The organism is Gordonibacter massiliensis (ex Traore et al. 2017) (assembly GCF_019731765.1).
Classification (GTDB): Bacteria; Actinomycetota; Coriobacteriia; order Coriobacteriales; family Eggerthellaceae; genus Gordonibacter; species Gordonibacter massiliensis.
In genome coordinates this window covers 120506-137141 of the sequence record NZ_JAASIO010000010.1, presented here as the reverse complement: position 1 = coordinate 137141, position 16636 = coordinate 120506, and the positions used below count along the sequence as shown (strand labels likewise).

The following is a 16636-nucleotide window of genomic DNA, read 5'->3' as shown; positions in this document are numbered from 1 at the left end:
TGCGGATCGACCTGGGCGGCCGTTATGCGGCCTTCGGCCGCATGGCAGGCATCGCTGCGCTCGCCTGCCGAGGCAACCTGGACGGCGGATTTCGCGCTTCGCGCGAACGACAGTGTCCGCAGAGAAAGCCGCATGCCTCATAGACTCCGTAGGGGCGCTCTCCAGAGCGCCCGCTCGCGCGGAGCGCGAGACGAGTCTCGGTTGCTTTTCCGGCTGCGCCGGAACGGGTGCTCTGGAGAGCGCCCCTACGGGACAACCCGGGCTAGCCTTCTTTCTCAAGCAGCCCCCATCGCCCCCATCCTCCGCCCCTGCGCGGTTTTTGCGGCAGCTTTCGTGAAACGGGGCCGATCGAAGGCCGTTCGGCGGTACAATATTCCGACATGCGATCAAGCGCGTGGGATGGGAGAGGCGTATGTCCTGCACAGCAAGGCCGAACGAGGCGACCCGGCGGGTCATGGTGGGCGACGTGCCGCTCGGCGGCGGCGCGCCCGTCGTCGTGCAGTCTATGCTGAACGCCCCTGCCGACGACGTGGCTGCGAACCTCGCGCAGATCGAGGCGCTGGCCGCCGCCGGCTGCGAGGTCGTGCGCATGGCCATCCCGCACAAAGCCGATCTCGACGCCTTCGAGGCCGTGTGCGCCCAATCGCCGTTGCCGGTGGTGGCCGACATCCACTTCTCGGCGGACATCGCGGTGGAGGCGGCGCGGCGCGGCGCGGCGAAGCTGCGCATCAACCCCGGCAACATCGGGGGATTGGCCAAGACCGACGCCGTGCTCGACGCGGCGGGAGAGGCGGGTATCCCCATCCGTATCGGCGTGAACGCCGGCTCGCTCGACGCCGAGCTGGCCGCGCGCGACGATTTGACGCTGGCTCAGAAGCTGGCGCGTTCGGCCGCCGACTACGTGCGCTACTGCGAGGGGCGCGGTTTCCGCGACCTGGTGGTCAGCGCGAAAGCGCACGACGTCATGGCCACGGTGGCCACGTACCGCCAGCTCGCGCGCGAGCTTCCCCAGGTGCCGCTGCATATCGGCGTCACGGAGGCCGGCACGACGTTCCAAGGCGTCATCAAGTCGGCCTGCGGTTTGGGCATTCTGCTGGAAGAGGGTATCGGTGACACGCTGCGCATCTCGCTCACCGACGATCCCGTGCAGGAGGTGCGTGCCTGCTGGACGCTGCTTGCGGCGTTCGACCTGCGTCGACGCTCGCCGGAGCTCATCAGCTGCCCCACGTGCGGGCGCTGCCAGGTGGACCTCATCGGGCTGGCACGCGAGGTGGAGGAGCGCATCGCGAATTTGGACAAGCCGCTCAAGGTGGCCGTCATGGGCTGCGTGGTGAACGGCCCGGGCGAGGCCGCCGACGCCGACATCGGCGTGGCGTGCGGAGCGGGATCGGGCGTGGTGTTTTCCCATGGTAACGTCGTCCGCAAGGTGGAGGAGAAGGCCATCGTGGACGCTTTGATGGAGGAGATAGGAAGATTATGACGAACGCGAATATCATGCGCATGAGCGAGCTGTACGTGCCCACGCTCAAGGAAGACCCCACCGACGCGGAGATCGCCAGCCACAAGCTGCTGCTGCGCGCCGGCATGATCCGCAAGACGGCTTCGGGCGTGTACACGTTCCTGCCGCTGGGCAAGCGCGTGCTGGCCAAGGTGGAGCGCATCGTGCGCGAGGAAATGGACGCCATCGGCGCGCAGGAGATCATGATGCCGGCGCTGCAGCCGGGCGAGCTGTGGCACGAGAGCGGCCGCTGGGACGACTACGGTCCGGAGCTCATGCGCCTGGTCGACCGCCACGATCGCGAGTTCTGCCTCGGGCCCACCCACGAAGAGCTCATCACCGCGCTCGTGCGCAACGAGCTGCGCTCGTACAAGGAGCTGCCGCTTTCGCTCTACCAGATCCAGGTGAAGTTCCGCGACGAGATCCGTCCGCGCTTCGGCCTTTTGCGCAGCCGCGAGTTCATCATGAAGGACGCCTACAGCTTCCACGCGAGTCAGGAGTCGCTGCAGAAGACCTACGACGAGATGAGCGAGGCGTACGGGCGCATCTGCGATCGCATGGATATGGACTACCGTCCCGTCGAAGCCGATTCCGGCCAGATCGGCGGCAGCGTGACCTGCGAGTTCATGGCGCTCGCCGACGCGGGCGAGGCCGAGCTCGTGCACTGCACGTGCGGCTGGGCGGCCAACGCCGAGGCGGGCGACTGCCTGGCGCGTCCGACCGTCTACGACGTGCCGGCCATGGAGAAGGTGGCCACGCCGGGCGTGCACACCATCGCCGAGCTGGCGGCGTTCTTGGACATTCCCGAATCGTCCACGGTGAAGGCGCTGTCGGGCAAGAACGACGCGGGCGACCTCGTGGTCATGTTCATTCCCGGCGATCACGAGCTCAACGAGTTGAAGGCGGAGCGCGCTGCCGGCGGCTTCACGCTGCTTACCGACGAGGACATGGAGGCGTTCGGTCTGCACAAGGGTTCCATGGGCCCGGTCGGCCTGCCCGAGAGCGCGCACGTCATCGCGGCGCGCAGCCTGCAGGCCGTGCCGAAGTGGGTCGTGGGCGCGAACGAGGACGGCTACCACTACGTGGGCGCGCAGCTGGGCGTCGATTTCAAGGTGAACGAGTGGGCCGACCTCTGCATCGTGAAGCCCGGCGACAGCTGCCCGAAGTGCGGGCTGCCGCTCGAGGGCGCGCGCGGCATCGAAGTGTCGCAGGTGTTCCAGCTGGGCGACAAGTACTCGAAGTCCATGGGCGCGACGTTCATGGCGGAGGACGGCAGCGAGCAGCCGTTCCTCATGGGCTGCTACGGCGTGGGCATCTCGCGCTCCATGGCTGCCATCGTGGAGCAGCACAACGACGAGAACGGCATCGCGTGGCCCTTCTCGGTGGCGCCGGCGCACGTATGCGTGCTGCCGCTCACCGTGGGCGACGACGAGGTGCAGCCGGCGGCCGAGAAGCTGGCCGTCGACTTGGCCAAGCTCGGCTTGGAGATTGTCATCGACGACCGCAGCGAGCGCGCCGGCGTGAAGTTCGCCGACGCCGACCTGGTGGGTTGGCCCTTGCAGGTCGTGGTGGGCAAGCGCGGGCTGGCCGAAGGCAAGGTTGAGATCAAGCACCGCAAGACGGGGGCGCGGCGCGACATCTCGCTTACGGCGCTCACCGAGGCCATCGCGTTCACGCAGCGCAACACGAAGGTGTGGGGCTCCGAGGCCGACCTGTTCGGCGAGCTGTTCGCCCGATGAGCGACGGGTTTTCCGGCGGCGCGGCTTCCGGGGCCGCGCCGCTTTCGGCATGTCCCGGGGCGGCGCTTGCCGGCGTGCGCGGAGTGCTTTTCGACTTGGACGGCACCCTGCTCGACACCGAGCGCCTGATCTTGGTGTCGTTTCGGCACGCGGTGGAAACGGTGTTGGGAAAGAGCATCCCCGACGAGCGGCTCATGGCGAAGGTGGGCCAGCCCCTTACCGTCCAGATGTGGGATTTCACGGATGACCAGGTTGTGCATGACGAACTGCTCGGCACCTATCGTGCGTACAACGAGCGGGTTCACGACGACCTTGTCGGCATCTTCCCCGGTGTTGCCGATGCGCTTGTCGAGTTGCGGGGCAGGGGACTGGCCCTCGGCGTGGTGACTTCGAAGCGTCACGAGGCGGCCCTGCGCGGCCTGTCCGTGTTTGGGTTGGATGCAGGTTTCGACTTCCTCATAGGCTCCGATGACTGGCCCGCCTACAAGCCCGATCCGGGTCCGGTGGTTCACGGTTGCGACTTGCTCGGCCTGCAACCAAGGGAATGTGTCTACGTCGGCGACAGCCCCTTCGACATCCAAGCCGGAAACGGTGCCGGCTGCACTACCGTGGCGGCGCTATGGGGCATGTTCCCAGAGGTGGTGCTGGAGGCCGAAAACCCTGATTACGCGTGCCGAACCATAGACGAGCTGCCGAAGTTGCTTGGAGAGGCTTAGGGGCTGCAGCGGATTATATTCTCAGATTAGTTATATATAAAAATATATAATATTAATTGATGTAATAATAAGTTTTAAACAAACGGAATCACGGGGTCACTATGACCCCGTGATTCCTGCAGAGCTGTATTGCATCGGATCATTGATACGGCTTTATTCAAATTGGGAACCCTGGTTTAGCGAATGACGCTATCGTCTTTACGTTTTGCAGTCATCCCACTGAACTGGGATTTCACTCCATTTTCTCATGTCGGAACCCATCTTTTATTGATAACCCGGGTTATGGAAATCTGACCGACGGGGTAACCGACGGTGAGGCCGGGGCGGCCGACGCGGCCGGCGACGGCGGCTGGGGGGCCATGGCCGCGCGCCTGCACCCCGGCGTGGAGGTCCGCCCGCCGCTCTCTCGCATCCCGAACCGGGGCTACGCCCACGCCAAGCGCGCCCTGGACGTCGCCTCCGCCGCGCTCGCCCTCGTCGCCCTCTCGCCCGTGCTGCTCGCCTGCGCCGTGGCCGTCAAGGTGACCAGCCCCGGCCCCGTGCTCTTCCGCCAGGAGCGGTGGGGGCGGGGCCGCACCCGCTTCGAGTGCTGGAAGTTCCGCACCATGGTCGTGGGGACCCCGCCCGACATGCCGGCGGCGTCCTTCGGGGACAAGGCCGCCTTCATGACGCCCGCGGGCGACTTCCTGCGCCGCTGGTCGCTCGACGAGCTCCCGCAGCTGGCCAACATCCTCAAGGGCGACATGTCGGTGGTGGGCCCGCGCCCCGTCATCGTGCGCGAGGGGCGCCTGATCGATTTGCGCGAGCCCCTGAACGCGACCGCCGTGCGCCCCGGCCTCACCGGCTGGGCCCAGGTCAACGGCCGCAACCTGGTCACGGACGAGGAGAAGGCGTTCCTAGACGGCGAGTACGTCGCCAACATGTCGCTGGCCTTCGACGCGCGGGTGTTCTTCAGGACGATCGCGACGGTGGCCAGCCGGCGGGGCGTGGACCGGGACGCGCGGAAGGGGGAGGGGCGGTGAGGGTTCTTACGGTCTGCCAGCACTACTGGCCCGAGGACTTTCAGATCACCGCCGTCTGCGAGGAGCTCGTACGTAGGGGTCACGAGGTGACGGTGCTCGCCGGCCTGCCGAACTACCCGTCGGGCGTCGTTCCCGAAGAATATCACCGAGGGTGCAACCGAAGGCAGGAAAAGGATGGTGTTTCCATTGTCCGTTCCTTCGAGATCGGTAGAAAGCCTGGCCCGCTCCGACTTGCCCTCAACTATTACAGTTACGCCCGCTCGGCGACGCGCATCGCGAAAAGCATGCCGGGCGACTTCGATGCCGTCTTTGCCTACCAGCTGTCCCCCGTCATGATGGCGGAGCCTGCCGTCGCGTATAAGGAGCGAACGGGAGCCCCCCTTCTCTTGTATTGCTGCGATCTCTGGCCTGAATCTATGAAGGTGATGCTCGGGGACCGATTCCCGTTCCTCCTGAAGCACTATGAGAAGGTGAGCGGAGAGATCTACGGGCAAGCCGATCTTCTAGCGGTTCAGTCGAGCGCGTTTTCGGACTACTTCGCGCAAGTCCACGGGATCCCCGCGAAGCGCGTGCGCTACGTGCCGCAGTTCGCCCCCTCTAAGTTCCTCGATGAGGATTTCTCGTGCAATGAGCACTCTGGGGTGAACTTTGCCCTCATGGGGAACATAGGCCGCGCCCAGAGCATCCCCTGCATCTTAGAGGCTGTTGCGAAAATGCGGCACGATAACGGGTTCGCCGTGCATTTCGTGGGCGACGGCGCTTGCCTGCAGGAGGCGCGCGACCTTGTGCGGAGATACTCCCTGGAAGACCGCGTAGTGTTTCACGGCAGAAGGCCCTTCTCGGAGATGCCAAGCTATTACCAGATGGCCGACGCCTGCCTTCTCGCTCTCGACGGTTCAACGTGGGTCGGCGCTACGCTGCCCTCGCGGCTGCAGGGCTACATGGCCGCGGGGAAGCCCATCATTGCCGCCATAAACGGTGGCGCTCGCCACGTCATCGAGGAGTCTGGGTGCGGGAGGGCGGTCGACGCGGGCGATTCCGATGGTCTCGCGGCGCTCATGGACGGCTTCGTCGACGATCCGGAGGCCTACTCGGCATGCGGCGGGGCGGGTCGGCGCTACTTCAGGGAGCATTTCATGAAAGAGCAGCACATGGACGCGATCGAAGGGCTTTTGAGGCAGATCGCAGATGGGAGGCAGGGTGTTTAGCTCGTTCGAAGGCAAGGTCCTCCTTATCACCGGCGGGACCGGCTCGTTCGGCAACACGGTGCTCGAGCACTTCTTGGAATCGGAAGTGGGGGAGATACGCATTTTCAGCCGCGACGAGAAGAAGCAGGACGACATGCGCCATCGCCTGCAGTCTCGTCATCCGGATATGGCTTCCCGTGTGCGCTTCCATATCGGCGACGTGCGCGACGAGCGGTCGGTTCGCGACGCGATGCGCGGGGTGGACTACGTGTTCCACGCAGCGGCCCTCAAGCAGGTCCCCTCCTGCGAGTTCTTCCCCATGGAGGCCGTGAAGACCAACGTTGTCGGCACCGACAACGTGCTGCACGCGGCCATCGACGAGGGGGTGGGCAAGGTGGTGTGCCTGTCCACCGACAAGGCGGCCTACCCCATCAACGCCATGGGCACCTCCAAGGCCATGATGGAGAAGATCATCTACGCGAACGCCCGCAACGGCGCGGGGCGCACTACCATCTGCTGCACGCGCTACGGCAACGTCATGTGCTCGCGGGGCAGCGTCATCCCCCTGTTCATCAAGCAGATAAAGAAGGGGTTCCCCGTCACCGTGACGGATCCTACGATGACGCGCTTCCTCATGAATCTGGATGAGGCGGTCGACCTTGTGCGGTTCGCCTTCGAGCATGCGAACCCCGGCGATCTCTTCATACAGAAGGCCCCGGCGGCGACTATCGGTGATTTGGCCGAGGCCGTGCAGGAGCTGTTTGGACGCACGGGCACGAGAGTCATCGGCACGCGCCACGGTGAGAAGCTTTTCGAGACGCTCATGACGCGCGAGGAGCGCCTACGCGCTGAGGACATAGGGGACTACTTCAGGGTGCGCGCCGACACCCGCGACCTCAACTACGACAAGTTCTTCGTGGAGGGCGAGGTGGAGACCCAGGCCGACGAGTCGTATACGAGCCATAACACCGAGCGGCTCGACGTTGCGGGAACGGTGGAGAAGATCAAAACCGCCGAGTACGTGGAGCTCGCCCTCAAGGGCCGCGAATCGGAGGCGGTCCAATGAGGTTCCTCGTTCTTGGCGCGACGGGCATGGCGGGACACGCCATTGCCCTTTACCTCAAAGAACGAGGTCATTGCGTAACGGGTTTCAGTCGGCGTGGTGTGCCGTTCCTTGGCGAGCAGGTCCTGGGCGACGCTCGCGACGAGAGCGAGCTTAGGGCTATTGTGGAGCGAGGCGCGTATGACGTGGTGATCAACTGCGTCGGCGTGCTCAACTCTTTTGCCGAGGCCGACCCCGAGGGGGCGGCGTATCTCAACGGGAAGCTGCCGCACGTTCTGGCGAGCATCTGCGAGGGCGCGCCGACGCGCGTGTTCCACATGAGCACGGACTGCGTGTTCGCCGGCAACACCGGCCCCTATGCGGAAGGCGGCGAGCCCGACGGCGAAAGCGTCTACGACAGAACCAAGGCCGCGGGCGAGCTGAACGACTCCAAGAACCTGACGTTTCGCAACTCCATCGTCGGACCCGACATGTCGCCCGCCGGCATCGGGCTGCTCAACTGGTTCATGGCGCAGGACGGCTCTATTGGGGGCTACACCCGCGCGATGTGGACCGGGCTCACCACGCTCGAGCTTGCGAAGGCTATGGAGGCGGCGGCGAGCGCAGGTACGTCGGGGCTCGTCAACATGGTGCCGGAGGGCAACATCTCCAAATACGATTTGCTCGCGCTCTTCAACGAGGAGCTACGGGGCGGATCGGTGGAGATTCGCGAAGACCCCTCCCTCGTCCTCGACAAGACGCTCGTGCGCACCAACTTCGATCTCGGCTTCCGCCCTGCCGGGTATCCTCAGCAGGTGAAGGAGCTGGCCGCGTGGATGCGTGCGCACAAAGACCTCTATCCCCACTACACGTTAGGCTAGAAACATGAAGAAGCTCAAGCTCATGACGGTGATCGGCACACGGCCGGAGATCATCAAGATGAGCGAGGTCATCAAGCGCTGCGACGAGGTGTTCGAGCACATCCTCGTGCACACCGGGCAGAACTACGACTACGAGCTCAACCAGGTGTTCTTCGACGATCTCGGCCTGCGGGAGCCCGACCACTACCTTAACGTCGTGGGGATCGATCTCGGAGAGACCATGGGCAACGTCCTCGCGAGGTCCTACGCGCTCATGCGCGAGGTGCGGCCCGACGCCCTCATCGTCCTCGGCGACACGAACTCCTGCCTGTGCGTGATCTCGGCCAAGAGGCTGAAGATCCCGATCTTCCACATGGAGGCGGGCAACCGCTGCTTCGACGAGAACCTGCCCGAGGAGGTGAACCGTCGCATCGTGGACACCACGAGCGACGTGAACCTGTGCTATTCGGAGCATGCCCGCCGCAACCTCGCCGCCATGGGCTGCGACCCGGCGCGCACCTTCGTGGTGGGGTCCCCCATGCGGGAGGTGCTGTCAGCCCACGCGGAGAAGATCGACGCGAGCGACGTGCTCGGACGGCTGGGGCTCGAGAAGGGCGGCTACCTCCTGCTGTCGGCGCACCGCGAGGAGAACATCGACGACGAGCGGAACTTCGCCGAGATGGTCGGCGCGGTTAACGCATTGGCCGAGGAGTTCGGCCGGCCCGTCCTGTACAGCATGCATCCGCGCAGCCGAAGGTTCATCGAGGAACGTGGCGTGGAGTTTCATCCACTTGTCAGAGCGCACAAACCCTTCGGCTTCCATGATTACGTCCAGCTTCAACGCAACGCCTTCTGCGTTGTGTCGGACAGCGGGACCCTCGCCGAGGAGTCGGCAATCCTCGGCTTCCCCGCCGTGTCTTTGAGGACATCAACAGAGCGGCCCGAGGCTATTGATGCGGGGGCGTTTACACTGGGTAGCTTATCGTCGGATAGAGTTATTCAATCGGTGCGAGTCGAAACCACCCTTTCCAGTAATAGTTTATCGGTACCCAGTTATTCGAATAAGGACATGAGCTCGGAGGTCATCAAGATCGTGCAAGGTTTCACTAGCTACGTTGAGAGAAGCGTGTGGAGGCGGGCATGTCTCTGATCTTGGTGTACGACGTTGCCGCCTCGACATCGGGAGCTCTGGGAATACTTCAATCGTATCATGCACGAGCGATTGATGATCGAGACAATGGATACATCTTCCTTGTGAGCGTCCCTGAATTGGCATCTTCTAAGAACGTTAGGGTGAAACGATTTCCTTGGGTAAAGAAAAGCTGGCTACATCGCCTGATCTTCGATTTGTTTATAGGGCCGAAAATTGTTCGTGATTACTCTCCTGACTCGATTCTCTCTCTCCAGAACACCATGATGCCTCTGGTGAAAATACGCCAGACAGTATATGAGCACAACTGTATTCCGAAGCCTTTTTGCGATATCTCGTTTAACTTCTTTAAGGATCCGAATCTTTGGATAAGGCAGAACATTTTAGGTGCGATGGTCGTGCGTTCGTTAAAAAAAGCCTCCCATGTTATTGTTCAAACGAAGTGGATGGCTCGCTGTTGCTCGGCGAACATAGGAATTGACGAAGCCAAAATCACGGTTGAGCCCCCGTTCATCAATGTGCTCCCCACGGAGAAATACAGACGGATCTATCCAACAATTTTTTTCTATCCGGCTACGGAGATGCCCTTTAAAAATCACAGGATCATTGTCGATGCATGTCGTCTGATAAGGGCTTCGCATCCCGATAGTGTTTACCGTGTTCTCTTTACGTTGAATGGTGCCGAGAGTCGCAAGATTTCCAGAGCGAAACACGAAATAGAGAAGGATAGTTTGCCTATTGAATTTTTGGGATGGAAAAAGCAAGACGAAGTATATGATCTTTATGCGAAAAGTATCCTGCTCTTTCCTTCTCTTATGGAATCATTCCCGCTCCCGCTTTACGAGGCTCGTAAAGTCGGGACCCCCGTCATTGCGCCTGATCTGCCATATGCCCGCGAAGCATTGAGCGGCTACGTTGGAGCCAGCTTTTACAATGCGGAGAGCGCAGAAGCCTTGAGCGAGGTTATGCTTCGAGGCATGCGAGGTGATCTTGGCCCCGATAACCATGCAAAATAGCGAACTCAGGAAAGAGCACGCTTTGCACGCTCAAAAGTCGGTTTTCGTCGTGCGCGCCCTGATTCTTATGGGCGCCATGATGGCGCTGATCGTCAATTGCTGCGAGCCGGGTAACTTGAGCTCTGCCTTCGCTGCTGTGATGACGATTCTGCTGTCTTTTTACTTGGTGATTATCGCACGAAAGAACTGGCTGCTCGTCGTGGTGTTCTTTTTTGTTGCCTTATGCTGTTATAGTTTTTGCATAGTCAATTACTTCGATATACAAATAATTTCTCCTTATGTTCAGTTGAGAGGAACATTGGACGCGTTCACCGGCATCAATGTGATGCTTGTGTTTCTTACGTGCATCACGGTGTTGATGCCCTTGAGAATAAACGTTTTTCCACGGAAATTTGTATTTATCGATCCGAAAAGGGAAAGTGCGACTGTCGCTATTGCGTGTGGTGCCTGCGTTATTGCGACCGGTCTTTTGGGATTGGGCGAGGCCTACGGAATCGGATCGCGTATACGTATCACGAGCATATACGAATACGCTGTTATCCTGTTCATGCTTGGCTTGTTTTTCTCGGGAGGGAACAGGAAAACACTCGTCTTTCTTACCTGCGCCCTTGTGTTTCGTGTATTTTTGGACTTCTCGATAGGCGGGCGTATTACCTCTATAGAGCTCGTGAGTGTGTGGTTTCTTATGGTGGTCTCGGACAGGGTCAATATCCGTAAAGTTGCTCCCTTTGCGGTCTTGGCATTCGTCATCATGCTCACCGTCGGCGAACTTCGGGGGGATTCCTTTTCCCTTGATGCGACTCTTCAAGGTGTTCGGGATTTCAGTCAAGCAGGTTTCGCTTGGGACGGGGCATATTCGGCGTATTACACCTCTCTAACATTCCTTTCTTATGAAAACATGGTTTCGGTTGCCGAGCGTCTTCATTCTTTCTTTTTGTTCTTGGCATCTATTGTTCTCGGCGGATCGGTTGAAGGATCTAATCTTGCGCTTGTAACACGCGAGGGTATTTGGAATATGGGTGGTGGGTACTATCCCTTCTTCTTCCATTACTATCTTGGGTGGGGTGGAGTGGTGGTTTTCTCCCTTTTGCTCGGCGCCATTCTGCGTTTTATGGCGAATATGGGTGATGGCCGTCCCTTGTCAGGTTTCCAACTGATTTGCAGCGTATGGGTTTCCGCGATGGCGTTCAGGTGGTTTCAGTACAATCCAATGCTTTTGCCGAGGGGTTTGTTTTTCCTCGCGTGTCTTTATGCCGTTTTGTACATTTTCAGTGCACGTCGAAACGGGATTCCCTCAACCTTTTCTGACGCAATGCTTTTCCGGAGCAACAATTAACGTAAACGGAAGTGACTATGAATAGAAAAGCTTTAATAATTACCTATCATCATTCGTATAGTTACGGCGCTTGCCTTCAAGCTTGGGCGACATGGAAGATCATGGAATCGATGGGTCTGGACACCGCCTTTATTGATTATCGAAATAGAATTGAGGAATTGTCTCTCGGCAAGACGGCTACATTCTTTTTGAAAAGGAGACAGGTAGTCGACGCGTGTAAAACAGCAATTAGAAATGCTATGGGCTATCGGAGCTTTGCCCTGCGCGGTTTCAAAGAATTCCATCGCTGCCTCCCAAAAACTGAAAAGCGATACGAAGACCGCGAGCAACTTAATGACATCGACTGCGACGTTCTCGCTGTTGGAAGCGATCAGGTTTGGAATCCTTCGATTTCTGGTTCGCTAGATCCGGCTTTCCTGCTTGGTTTTGGGCATGCGAAGAAGCGATTGTCGGTGGCGTCAAGTATGGGCAATCACGTTGTCACTGATCCGAATGAATCATCGCTGCTTCGCGGCTCGCTGTGTTCTTTCTCTGGTGTCAGTGTTAGGGAGTTTCACACGAAACAGCAGGTTGATCGCATCGCTGGGGTTGATAGCTATCTATGCCCCGACCCTACATTGATGCTGGAGTCGGCTATATGGCGTGACTTCGCGAAAAAGCCCAAAGACGTTGAAGAAAACGCTCAGTATTTGCTGGTATTCACGTTGAATACCCGATCAAAGGAAGAAGAGGAGGCTTGGCGGCGCTACTCGAAGTCGATGGGGCTCCCAGTGTACCGGATTATTAACAACCGGTATCGCGGCAGATTCATTGACCGGAACCTTCACGGCGTGACGCCTTGGGAATTCGTATGGCTTATAGATCACGCCCGGTTTGTTTGCACCGACTCCTACCATGGAACTGCGTTTTCTGTTGCCTTGCAGACGCCATTTGCTCTGTTCCCTTCAAAAACTGGAAATAATGTGCGGATGAACGAATTGCTCGAAGAAACAAAGTTACGTGATCGTTCAGATAATTTGGACGGAGAGATGGTTGCACAAGTTGTTGATTTTCATTTTGCTGCTGAAGTGCTACGAAAAAGAAGATCGGAGGCACTCGAGTGGCTTTCTGCAGTATTGGGCGGCTTGAATGACGGTGAATGAGGGAGGAGGCGCAATGCACGTCAAAGAAACAGTGAATCTGGCAGAAGAGGAGTGCACTGGTTGCTCAGCATGTTCGGTCGTATGCCCGTGCGGGGCGATCGCCATGAAGGAAAACGAGAAGGGCTTTATCGCTTATGTGATTACCGATTCTTGCATAGGTTGCAAAAAGTGCGAATCTGCCTGCCCTATTGTAAACGCGGAGAATGCCAAGAATCCAGGTTTGCGCGATTCGCGAGTCATCTACTCGTTCGCCGTGAGAGACGAGGATCGCTTGAGAAGCTCGTCGGGAGGAATATTTTATCTGCTCGCAAAGGAAGTTCTGAAGGCGGACGGTATGGTTTGCGGATGCATTTGGGATGACGATATCGTTGCTCGCCATGTTCTATCCAGCGACCTCGCGGGTATTGAGAAGATGCGCAGTTCAAAATATGTTCAAAGCGATATGGGGAGTTGTTTCTCGGAAATCACAGAAGTGCTGCCTGATCGTCTTGTGCTATTCAGCGGAACTCCCTGCCAGGTTGCAGGTTTGAGGCGGTTGGTTGGAAAGTGCGATAACTTGCTGACGTGTAGTTTTGTGTGCGGAGGTGCTCCTTCTCCAAAGGTGTGGAGGGAGTATAGACAGGCGGTTTCGAGAGCGCTGGGCTCCCGTATAACGTCAGTGAACATGAGAAGCAAAGATACCAATTGGCTCATTCCGGAACTTAAGATCGTATGTGAGGATGGACGAGTTCATAGAGAAGTGCTCCTGAATCAGAACCATTATGGGGTGGCGTTTGGATCTGGCCTAATTACTATGAACAGCTGTACGAACTGCAAATTTCGGGGTGATGCTCTATTTGCGGACATTGTGGTTAGCGATCATTGGGGAATCTCTAGGGAGATGCTAAACCGTTCACAAAACAAGGGTGCCTCGGCGTTACTAATAAGAACTCAAAAGGGAGAGCGCCTGTTCGATTTGATTGAAGGGGACATTTTCGCCACTGAGGGAAATCTTGAAGATATGAAAGCTAGTCACATGGTGATGTGTTGCAATTCTGACGGAGGAGAGAGAAGATCGGCGTTTATTGCGAGTGATGAATGCGATATTGTCAAAAGGATAGAAGATGGCCTTGGTCGAGGGTGGGTAATAAAAAACAGGATCGTACGCGTTCTAAATGCGATGCGGCTTTACATTCCTTTTCTCACACTGAGGTGGCGGCACCGTGCGAAATAAATCAAAGATCGTCATCGGAGCCCCGTTTGTTGTAGAGGTCGACGGAAAAGTTCGGTTGTGCTCCTCTGTCATATGCGAGGATCGAACAGAAACAATCTACTATGAGTTCGATCTGAGATTCAAAGAGTACCTTTGCTGGGAGCGGTCAGATTCGTTTTTTTTGGGTCTTTTCCAATATGCGATGTATAAGGATTTGGACATCGTCTGCGAGGCACCGATTACCGAAGATATCTATTTTCAAATGGTTCGGTATTACATGCCTGTTCTATCTCGGTCAATAGCTCCCTTTCATGAAATCGAGGTGCAGGCTCCCCTCGCTCCACCTATAGCCTGCATCACACAAGGCGTGGGTGCGGGTATCTCTTGCGGAGTGGATTCGTTCTACACCGTCATGAAGATGAAGGAAGAGCCCATCGAGAAGTTTCGACTGACTTTTCTTCTTTTTGCGAACGTCAACGCTCTCACGATAGAACTCGACACATCCCAACGTATCTTTGAAAGCAAAGCGAGTCGTTATTCCAAGGTTGCCGACAAGTTGGGGCTTGATTTTGTAAGCGTGAATACGAATTATCTTGTATTTCACCATGAATTACTTGAAAAGGGCGTGACCGCTATCTCTTCCTCGTGCAAAACATGCAGTTGCGTGTTCGCAATACAGAAGATGATTGATACCTATTACTATTCTTCAAGCGATTCGCTCGACAAGTTTTTGCTCAGCGAGCATGATCCAACGCGTTATGATCTGTTCACTCTCAAGGAGTTGGCGACGGATACCATCCGCTTCTATTCAAGTGGAGTCGAGGAACTGACTCGCATGGGAAAGCTGAAGGACATCAAGAAGTTCGACGTAGTAAGAGAAAACCTCTGTGTTTGCGCGGGAGACAATTGCGGGCAATGCGCAAAATGCTTGCGGACTCAAGCGGAGCTATATGCCCTCGGCGCTTTGGATGAGTTCCGCGGAGTTTTCGATGTGCAAGATTTTTGCGATCATTTGGCAACGAGACTCGGCAAGTTGTTTTCATATCCATCCGAGAGGAAGGATGGATATGTGAAGGAAATTATTAGTGCGGCACATGCTAATGGCGTACATATTCCATTGAGCTCCCATATTCTGTCGGCATTCTTTTTTAGGCCTGCGGGAGCTATACATAGAACTCTGAAGAAACATCCTTGGTATCGTCGTCTTTACTACGGGAAAGGCATTGATGAATTCATTTCTGGTAAAAGCGCTGCCGAGCTAAACAGGCCTAAAGACTTTCGATGAGACTTGTCTCTACCTATCGCGCGTTGCAGAGGCCGGTTAAGGCTACTCTGTGGTTTGCATTCGCGAACTTTTTTCAAAAAGGCATCGCTTTCCTGCTGATTCCGGTATTCACTCGCTTTATGTTGCCGGAGCAATACGGGCAGTATTCGGTATTCCAATCTTGGTACAGCGTGCTTGTCATCGTGGTGACACTGTCTTTGGGCAAAAGCGTATTTCACAAAGGAATGGTAGAGTTTGCCGACAGTAAGGAACAGTACACATCTTCGATGGTCGGATTGGGCATGTTGTCGACCGCGATATTTACTGTGGTGTATCTTGCAGCTCCTTCGTTTTGGAATGGGCTCACGGGGTTGTCTACTGAGCTGACTTTGCTCATGTTCGTTGAGTTCTTTTTCTTTTCCGCCTTTGATTGCTGGTGCTCGCGCAAAAGATTCGACTTCGATTACGCTGGAGTTGTTGCTCTTTCTTTGATTATCGCCGCCGTAACGGCTATCGTGAGTGTTCCCGCGGTTGTGCTGACGCACTCGGAGGCTCCAGGTGCTGAGGGTCTCGTTGCCATCGTGTGCAAGGTCGTGGTGAGCATCGTGGTTTATGCGATACCGCTCATCTTCGTTCTTAAAAAAAGCCGAGAGGTTTTCAATTGGAAATACTGGAAGTTCGCCCTTCTGTTTAACCTTCCAGTAATAGTTCATTTGCTTTCTACTGTTCTGCTTCAAAATGCTGACAGGCTCATGATCGCGCAAATATGCGGAGACTACGAAGCGGGCATATACAGCATTGCCTACAGCATGGCCATGGTTCTTTTGATAGTTAACGTCTCAATTAACGGATCGCTGACTCCGTGGACGTTCAAGGCGATAGAGGCTAACAGTGTTCGGGAGATACGGAGAATCGGATCAATATACCTGGTATTTGTGGCATTCATCAACGTTTTGCTTGTGTGCGTTGCTCCAGAAGTCGTGAACCTTGTCGCAACGGAGGCGTATCGCGATGCCGTCTACATCATTCCTCCCGTAGCTGCGAGCGTCGTATTTATTGCTTTGCAGGATCTGTTTTTGAACATTGAATACTACTATTCTAAAACGAAACTTATAATGGGAGCGACGGTGATTGCGGCTACCGTCAACGTGCTGCTCAATTTGGTGTTCATCAATTTGTTCGGATACCTTGCTGCAGGATATACTACGTTGGTATGTTATGTTTTGGTAAGCGTGGTTCATTTCGCTTGTTATCGTTCAATATGCATGCAGAAAAAACTCAACGGTTTCTATGATCTGCGTTTCCTTGTAGTGGTGGCGCTGGTATCTACAATTTTTATGCTGTGTATGCTCTTGTTGTATCCTTATCCAACCATAAGATATGCTTTCCTGCTTCTTCTTGCAGCGGTTGCTTTCTTAAAGCGAAAGGCTATCGGTCTTGCCATCAGGACTTTGATCTCGAATAGGTCATAA

Annotated in this window: 14 protein-coding genes; all 14 read left to right on the top strand. The window is 56.9% G+C overall.

Features of this window, described 5'->3' with window-relative positions:
* The first annotated feature begins 412 nt into the window (after positions 1-412).
* Positions 413-1480 carry a flavodoxin-dependent (E)-4-hydroxy-3-methylbut-2-enyl-diphosphate synthase gene (gene ispG / locus HCH03_RS11800; protein WP_221689656.1) on the top strand — a complete coding sequence of 356 codons (1068 nt, stop codon included), beginning with the start codon at positions 413-415 and terminating at the stop codon, positions 1478-1480.
* Entirely contained in the window at positions 1477-3237 is a 1761-nt protein-coding gene (locus HCH03_RS11795; RefSeq protein WP_281421143.1) for a proline--tRNA ligase, read from the top strand. Before ispG ends, HCH03_RS11795 begins: the two co-directional genes overlap by 4 nt.
* Positions 3234-3953 (top strand): HAD family hydrolase, encoded by a 720-nt coding sequence (locus HCH03_RS11790; RefSeq protein ID WP_221689655.1) that lies wholly within the window; start codon positions 3234-3236, stop codon positions 3951-3953. Before HCH03_RS11795 ends, HCH03_RS11790 begins: the two co-directional genes overlap by 4 nt.
* Before the next feature lie 359 nt (positions 3954-4312).
* On the top strand, positions 4313-4975 hold the full coding sequence (locus tag HCH03_RS11785; protein WP_221689654.1) for a sugar transferase: 663 nt from the start codon (positions 4313-4315) through the stop codon (positions 4973-4975).
* Positions 4972-6183 (top strand): glycosyltransferase family 4 protein, encoded by a 1212-nt coding sequence (locus HCH03_RS16835; RefSeq protein WP_221689653.1) that lies wholly within the window; start codon positions 4972-4974, stop codon positions 6181-6183. Before HCH03_RS11785 ends, HCH03_RS16835 begins: the two co-directional genes overlap by 4 nt.
* On the top strand, positions 6164-7228 hold the full coding sequence (locus HCH03_RS11775; protein ID WP_221689652.1) for a polysaccharide biosynthesis protein: 1065 nt from the start codon (positions 6164-6166) through the stop codon (positions 7226-7228). The genes HCH03_RS16835 and HCH03_RS11775 overlap by 20 nt, the downstream gene beginning before the upstream one ends.
* Positions 7225-8085 carry an SDR family oxidoreductase gene (locus HCH03_RS11770; protein ID WP_221689651.1) on the top strand — a complete coding sequence of 287 codons (861 nt, stop codon included), beginning with the start codon at positions 7225-7227 and terminating at the stop codon, positions 8083-8085. The genes HCH03_RS11775 and HCH03_RS11770 overlap by 4 nt, the downstream gene beginning before the upstream one ends.
* A 4-nt stretch (positions 8086-8089) precedes the next feature.
* Positions 8090-9214 (top strand): non-hydrolyzing UDP-N-acetylglucosamine 2-epimerase, encoded by a 1125-nt coding sequence (gene wecB / locus HCH03_RS11765; protein ID WP_221689650.1) that lies wholly within the window; start codon positions 8090-8092, stop codon positions 9212-9214.
* Complete coding sequence (locus HCH03_RS11760) at positions 9205-10230, top strand: glycosyltransferase (protein ID WP_221689649.1); 1026 nt, start codon at positions 9205-9207, stop codon at positions 10228-10230. The genes wecB and HCH03_RS11760 overlap by 10 nt, the downstream gene beginning before the upstream one ends.
* Positions 10205-11566 (top strand): hypothetical protein, encoded by a 1362-nt coding sequence (locus HCH03_RS11755; RefSeq protein ID WP_221689648.1) that lies wholly within the window; start codon positions 10205-10207, stop codon positions 11564-11566. Before HCH03_RS11760 ends, HCH03_RS11755 begins: the two co-directional genes overlap by 26 nt.
* Before the next feature lie 17 nt (positions 11567-11583).
* A complete protein-coding gene (locus HCH03_RS11750; RefSeq protein WP_281421142.1) occupies positions 11584-12708 on the top strand; it encodes a polysaccharide pyruvyl transferase family protein in 1125 nt (374 codons plus the stop codon).
* A gap of 13 nt (positions 12709-12721) precedes the next feature.
* Complete coding sequence (locus HCH03_RS11745; protein ID WP_221689646.1) at positions 12722-13921, top strand: Coenzyme F420 hydrogenase/dehydrogenase, beta subunit C-terminal domain; 1200 nt, start codon at positions 12722-12724, stop codon at positions 13919-13921.
* Between the two features lie 193 nt (positions 13922-14114).
* Complete coding sequence (locus HCH03_RS11740; RefSeq protein ID WP_221689645.1) at positions 14115-15185, top strand: hypothetical protein; 1071 nt, start codon at positions 14115-14117, stop codon at positions 15183-15185.
* The gene (locus HCH03_RS11735; RefSeq protein WP_221689644.1) at positions 15182-16636 is read left to right on the top strand and encodes a lipopolysaccharide biosynthesis protein; all 1455 of its coding nucleotides are present in this window, start codon (positions 15182-15184) and stop codon (positions 16634-16636) included. The genes HCH03_RS11740 and HCH03_RS11735 overlap by 4 nt, the downstream gene beginning before the upstream one ends.